Consider the following 6,796-nt stretch of genomic DNA (forward strand, 5'->3'; position numbering starts at 1 on the left):
CAGGCCGGTACGTTCTCGCGGCACAATCCGTCAATCTGCGCATCGATGCAGGCAAGCAGCGGCGCGAATACCGCACGATCGGTCTGCCGTGGCCACAATACCCGCCGGTGCAACACGCCCGATGCAACGGTCAGGATCAGGTTGGCGACGGTCAACACACGCTCATCGGAGACCGCAGTCGGAACGATGATGCGCAGGGCGAGCACCAGTTGCTGTCGTAAACGCTGGTCGATCATGTGAAAGATCGCGGCGATCCGCTCGTTGCGCGCAGCTTCCGCAGTGATCTCGGCAAAGATGCGCGCGTCCTCTACCTCCTCGGCGGCGACGAAATCGGCGATCCACGCGCGCACCGCGGCGTGGTCACCGGTCGCGCAGGCGTTACACAGCACGCCATCGTACAGGAACTCGTCGAGGTCCTGTTCGACCATTGCCGCGACGATCGCCTCCTTGTTCGCGAAGTCGCGGTAGATCTGCCCGACGAGCACGCCCGACTCTTTCGAAATCTGCGCCATGCCGGTGTTGTGGAAACCAGCCTCGGCGAACAATTTTCGCGCGGCTTGGATCACCTGCGATCGGCGGGCGTTTGCTTTCTCATTGCGAGGCAACGGCGCGCATGCTGCTTCAGTCTTGCCCATCATCTCCTTCCCATATTGACGCTGGCGCCTGTTCGCAGTAGCAGCATTCGTGAGTGATCGTTCATTCACACATTTTTTCCGGGAAGTCCATGCTGATCAATCGTTTCGCGGTCGCCGCGGTGCTGGTGTTGCCGCTCGCCGCATGTGGTGGTGGCAAGGAGCAGGCGCAGCAGCAGCAGCCCGCCGGACCACCGCAGGTCGGCGTGGTTGCGGTCAAAAGCGAGGCGGTGACGCTCACGACGACCTTGCCCGGTCGCACGGTTGCGTATGAAACCTCCGAGGTTCGCCCGCAGGTCAACGGCCTGATCCTGGCGCGGCTATTCACCGAGGGTGATCAGGTATCGAAGGGTCAACCGCTCTACCGGATCGACCCGCAACCTTATGTGACGCAGGTTGCAAGCGCGCGCGCCGCGCTTGCCCGCGCGCGGTCGGCGATCGCCTCCACTTCTGCGCTTCAGCGCCGCTACGGTGAGCTAGTGAAGATCAACGCGATCGCGCGGCAGGATTATGAAAATTCGATCACTCAGGCGCAGCAGGCGCGCGCCGACGTGGCCGCGCAGGAGGCCGCGCTCCGCTCGGCGCAGATCGATCTATCGCGCACCACGGTTCGCGCGCCGATCTCGGGCCGGATCGGGCGATCGATCGCGACCACGGGTGCGCTCGTGACCTCGGGGCAGACGACCGCGCTTACCACGATCCAGCGACTCGATCCGATCTACGTCGACGTGCCGCAGTCGAGTGCCGACCTGCTCGCGCTGCGTCAGAAGATCTCGGCGGGCGACCTGTCGCGCGGTGGGCAGGCGGCGCGGGTGCGGCTGCGGCTGGAGGACGGCTCGATCTATCCGGTCGAGGGCACGCTCCAGTTTGCTGACGTCAGCGTCGATCCCGCAACGGGGACCCAGACGATCCGCGCGCGCTTCCCCAACCCGCGTGCGCTGCTGCTGCCGGGCATGTATGTCCGTGCCGAGCTGATCGAGGGTACGCAGGGCGACGCGCTGTTGGTCCCGCAGCGTGCGGTGCAGCGTGACGAGAAGGGCAACCCGACCGTGATGGTGGTGGGTGCGGACAACAAGGTGCAGATGCGCAAGCTGACCGCGCCGCGCACGATCGGTGACAACTGGCTGGTCACCGCCGGATTGAAGGCGGGCGAGAAGGTGATCGTCGAGGGCGGCATGATGCTGCGCCCGGGCATGCCGGTGAAGGCGGTCGCATGGAACCCGAACGCGAAGCCCGCGGGTCAGCCCGGTGGCGCGCAAGGTAGTGGTCAGGGCGGCGGCAATGCCGCCCAGTCGCAGCAGGAAGCGAAGTAACTGCTCATGTCACGCTATTTCATCGATCGCCCCATCTTCGCGTGGGTGATCGCGATCGTGCTGATGCTCGCGGGCGTGCTCGCGATCCGCAGCCTGCCGGTCGCGCAGTTTCCCGAGATCGCGCCGCCCGCGGTTGCGATCGCCGCGACCTATCCGGGTGCGGACGCCGAAACGCTGGAACGCACGACGACCCAAGTCATCGAGCAGCAGCTGAAGGGCATCGACAACCTGCGCTATTTCTCGTCCTCGTCCTCGTCGGCGGGCACAGTGACGATCACGCTGACGTTCGAGCAGGGCACCGACCCTGACATCGCGCAGGTGCAGGTACAAAATAAGCTGCAGGCGGCGACCCCGCTGCTGCCGCAGGAGGTTCAGCGCCAGGGTATTCAGGTCACCAAGTCCGCGGCCAGCTTCCTGGTCGTCGTCGGTCTGGTGTCGGAGGACGGTTCGCACACCGCGAACGACCTGTCGGACATGGTTGTGTCCAAGTTGCAGGACCCGATCAGCCGTGTCAGCGGCGTCGGTGAATTGCAGATCTTCGGTGCGCAATATGCGATGCGCATCTGGCTCGATCCGCTCAAGCTCAACAGCTACCAGCTGACCGTCGCCGACGTGACGAGCGCGATCGAGGCGCAGAACGCGCAGGTCAGTGCCGGGCAATTGGGTGCACAGCCCGCGCCCAAGGACCAGATGCTCAACGCGACTGTCTCGGTCCAGTCGCGGCTGCAGACGCCCGAGCAGTTCGGCAACATCCGCCTGAAAACCAATCAGGACGGCGCGATCGTGCGCCTGAACGATGTCGCGCGAGTTGAGCTCGGTGCCGAGAATTACGGCTTCGACGTGAAGTACAACGGAAAGCCCGCGTCGGGGTTCGGCGTGCGTCTGGCGGCCGGAGCGAACGCGCTCGACACGGTCAAATTGGTCAAGGAGCGGACCGCGGAGATCGCGAAGACGCTGCCCGCCGACGTCAAGGTCATCTACCCTTACGACACGACGCCATTCGTGCGTCTGTCGGTCGAGCAAGTGATCCACACGCTGATTGAGGCGGTGGTGCTCGTCTTCCTAGTCATGTTCCTGTTCCTGCAGAACTGGCGTGCGACAATCATCCCGACGATTGCGGTTCCGGTGGTGCTGCTCGGCACGTTCGGTGTTCTGGCGCTCGCGGGATACACGATCAACACGCTGACGCTGTTCGGCACCGTGCTGGCGATCGGTCTGCTCGTCGACGACGCGATCGTGGTGGTGGAGAACGTCGAGCGACTGATCGTCGACGAGCATCTCTCGCCCAAGGATGCCGCGCGCAAGTCGATGGACGAGATTTCGGGCGCGTTGATCGGCATCGGCATGGTGTTGTCGGCGGTGTTCTTGCCGATGGCTTTCTTCGGTGGGTCGACCGGCGTGATCTATCGCCAGTTCTCGATCACGATCGTCTCGGCAATGGTGCTGTCGGTGCTGGTTGCGCTGATCCTGACCCCCGCGCTCTGCGCCACGATCCTGAAGCCGCATGATCCGAAAAAGAAGGAAGGCAACGGCCCGCTCGCGCGCTTTTTCCGCTGGTTCAACGACAAGTTCGAGCGCGGACAGAACAAGTATGAGAACGGCGTCAAGCGGACGGTGCGCAGCTGGAAGCGATCGATGGTCGTGTTCGCGGTCATCGTGCTCGGCGTCGGCGGGCTGTTCGCGACCTTGCCCTCAGGCTTCCTGCCCGACGAGGACCAGGGTACGGTGCTGGCGCTCGTTCAAGGACCCGCGGGCGCGACAACGGTCCGCACCGACAAGGGCATCGACCTTGTGCGCAATCACTTCCTCAAGGATGAGGCCGCGAACGTCGCGGGCGTCTTCACCGTCAACGGGTTCAGCTTCGCGGGGCAGGGGCAGAATGCGGGCATCGCCTTCGTCAACCTGAAACCGTGGGAGGATCGCCCGGGTGCCGAGAACCGCGCGCAGGCGATCGTCGGCCGCGCGATGGGTACCTTCTCGCAGTACAAGGACGGGATGATCTTCGCGCTGATCCCGCCCGCGGTGCAGGAGCTCGGCAACGCCACCGGCTTCGACGCGCAGCTGGTTGATACCGGCGGGGTCGGGCACGCGAAGCTGCTTGAAATTCGTAACATGATGCTGGGCATGGCGGCGCAAAACCCCGCGCTGGCGCAGGTCCGCCCGCTCAGCCTCGACGACGCGCCGCAGCTGAAGGTCGTGGTAGACGAGGACAAGGCGCGCGCGCTCAACCTCGATCTGGCGACGGTCAACAGCACGATCGCGACCGCCTGGGGCGGCGGCTACGTCAACGACTTCATCGACCGCGGTCGCGTGAAGCGCGTCTACGTGCAGAACGATGCGCCGTACCGGTTGAAGCCGGAGGATATCGGTGCGCTCTACGTGCGCAGCACGACCGGCCAAATGGTGCCCTTCAACGCCTTCACGACGCAGGAATGGTCGAATGCGCCGGTGCAGCTGACGCGCTACAATGGTCAGCCCGCGATGCAGATCCAGGGTTCGCCAGCGCCCGGCAAGAGCACGGGCGCCGCGATGGAGGCGTTGCAGGAAATCCACGCCAAGCTGCCGCCGGGCACGACGCTCGAGTGGACCGGCCTGTCGTACGAGGAAAAGCTGTCAGGCGGGCAGGCACCGGCGCTCTACGGCCTGTCGCTGCTGATCGTCTTCCTGTGCCTCGCAGCACTCTACGAAAGCTGGTCGGTTCCGATCTCGGTGCTGCTGGTCGTGCCGCTCGGCATCATCGGCGCGCTGTTCGCCGCCTGGATCACGGGTCTGAATAACGACATCTACCTGCAGGTTGGCCTGATCACCACGATCGGCGTGTCGGCGAAGAACGCGATCCTGATCGTCGAGTTTGCGGAGGAACGGATCGCGGAGGGGATGAAGCCGTTCGATGCCGCAGTGCAGGCGGCCAAGCTGCGTCTGCGTCCTATTCTGATGACCAGTCTCGCGTTCATCTTCGGCGTGTTGCCGCTGGCGATCTCCACCGGCGCGGGCGCAGGCGGGCAGAATGCGATCGGCCGTGCGGTGGTCGGCGGCATGTTGACCGCGACCGTCTTCGCGATCTTCCTGGTGCCGATGTTCTTCGTCGTCGTGCTGCGCCTGTTCGGGCACGGCGACGACGCTGAGCCCGCCGCATCCGACGATCCCGATCGCGGACGCGAGGACGACCGCCGCCGCGACCATGACTCGAACCAAGGCCGCCCCGCGGTCGAGGGAGCCTGAACGACGTGACCCGCTCCGCCATCTTAGCCGCGCTCGCGTTGTCGACCGCGCTAGCCGGGTGCAATCTAGCACCGAAGTACGAACGTCCGACCGGCGCCGTTCCGGCTGCCCTCCCGCAGGGCGGTGTCTACCCGCGCGCCGTGACCGATGCCGTCGATGTGTCAGCGATCGGCTGGCGCGACTTCTTCCTCGATCCGCGTCTGCGGCAGGTGATCGAGACGGGGCTAGCCAACAACCGCGACCTTAGGATTGCGGCCGGCAATGTGCTCCAGGCGCGCGCGCAATATCGGATCCAGCGCTCCGACCTAGTGCCGACGACGGCGCTGTCGGGCTCCGCGACCTATACCAACAACATCTTTGGAGCGACCGGCGCCAATGCAGGGGCCGGCACCGGAGCAGGTGGCACGGCGGGCGGAGGCACGGGAACTGGCGGGGGTACGGGAAATGGCGGCAGCGTCGGCGGCGGTGGCGGTGGCGCGGGCGTCGGTGGTGCCGGCGTCGGCTCGTCTTCGTCCAACGTCGAATTCTACTCGGTCAACGCTGGCTTCTCCGCCTTCGAACTCGACCTGTTCGGACGCGTCCGCAACCTCAGCCGCGCCGCGCTGGAGCAGTATTTCGCAACCGAAGAAGCACAGCGCTCGACTCGGATCAGCCTGATCGCGGAGATCGCGACCGCGTGGCTGACGCTTGCTTCCGATCAGGAGCAACTACAGCTCTCGCGCCGCACGCTGCAGACGTTCGGCGAGACATTGCGCCTGACCCAGGCGCAGTTCCGGATCGGCGTCGCGTCCGAACTCGAGGCGCGACAAGCCGAGACGAACTATCAGTCCGCGCGCAACGACATCGCGACACTGACGACTCGCGTCACGCAGGACCAGAACGCGCTCAACCTGCTGGTCGGTACGACCGTGCCGAGCGAGCAACTGCCCGCGGGACTTGGCAAGACCGCGTATACGCGTGATGCGTTGCCGGGTGACGTATCGTCCGAGGTACTGCTGCGACGCCCCGACGTGCTCCAGGCCGAGCACCAGCTGATCGCACAGAACGCCAACATCGGCGCTGCGCGCGCGGCCTTCTTCCCGCGCATTTCGCTCACGGCGACGATCGGGACGATCTCGACGGCGTTGTCCGGTCTCTTCGGTGGTGGCAGCTTCACCTACACGGGCACGCCGTCGGTTGGCCTGCCGCTGTTCGATGGTGGCGCGAGAAAGGGCAATCTCGATTATGCGCGCGCCTCGCAGCAGGTGGCGGTGTCGACCTATGAGCGTGCGATACAGACGGCGTTCCGTGAAGTCGCCGACGCGCTGGCGCAACGCGGGACGATCGGGGAGCAAGTGTCGGCGCAGTCAGCGCGGGCCAACGCGGCGCAGGTCGCTGCTCGTCTTTCGGAGGCGCGTTACCGAGCGGGTGTGGATTCATTTCTTGTATCGTTGGATGCGCAGCGTGTGTCGTATGCGGCGCAACAGCAGCTGGTGTCGACGCGGCTGACGGGTGCGAGCAACCTGGTGGAGTTGTATCGATCGCTGGGTGGTGGGATCAACTGAGCGGGGGTTTGCTCGTGGGGTGCTTCTGTGAGGCGCTTACGAGGCTTGTGGCGCGGGATTGAGCGAAAACTGCAACTTTTCTGCA

General features: G+C 65.1%; 4 protein-coding genes. 3 read left to right on the top strand and 1 reads right to left on the bottom strand.

The window, feature by feature from the left end:
- On the bottom strand, positions 1–566 hold a 566-nt coding region (locus QZ847_RS07735), incomplete at its 3' end, for a TetR/AcrR family transcriptional regulator (protein ID WP_294355068.1).
- Positions 567–724: 158 nt separating this feature from the next.
- Between QZ847_RS07735 and QZ847_RS07740 the strand changes: the two genes are divergently transcribed.
- From QZ847_RS07740 to QZ847_RS07750, 3 genes are read left to right on the top strand one after another with little or no spacing between them, the layout of a single operon-like run.
- Complete coding sequence (locus QZ847_RS07740; RefSeq protein WP_294355071.1) at positions 725–1,945, top strand: efflux RND transporter periplasmic adaptor subunit; 1,221 nt, start codon at positions 725–727, stop codon at positions 1,943–1,945.
- 6 nt (positions 1,946–1,951) lie between these two features.
- On the top strand, positions 1,952–5,167 hold the full coding sequence (locus tag QZ847_RS07745; RefSeq protein ID WP_294355074.1) for an efflux RND transporter permease subunit: 3,216 nt from the start codon (positions 1,952–1,954) through the stop codon (positions 5,165–5,167).
- Complete coding sequence (locus QZ847_RS07750) at positions 5,164–6,711, top strand: efflux transporter outer membrane subunit (RefSeq protein WP_294355076.1); 1,548 nt, start codon at positions 5,164–5,166, stop codon at positions 6,709–6,711. Before QZ847_RS07745 ends, QZ847_RS07750 begins: the two co-directional genes overlap by 4 nt.
- The last annotated feature ends 85 nt before the right edge of the window (positions 6,712–6,796 follow it).

The organism is uncultured Sphingomonas sp. (assembly GCF_913778135.1).
Lineage (GTDB): Bacteria > Pseudomonadota > Alphaproteobacteria > Sphingomonadales > Sphingomonadaceae > Sphingomonas.

Bases quoted from the DNA above. Each gene is read 5' to 3' on its own strand.
- QZ847_RS07740 (WP_294355071.1), top strand. From the start codon at position 725: ATGCTGATCAATCGTTTCGCGGTCGCCGCGGTGCTGGTGTTGCCGCTC.
- QZ847_RS07745 (WP_294355074.1), top strand. From the start codon at position 1,952: ATGTCACGCTATTTCATCGATCGCCCCATCTTCGCGTGGGTGATCGCG.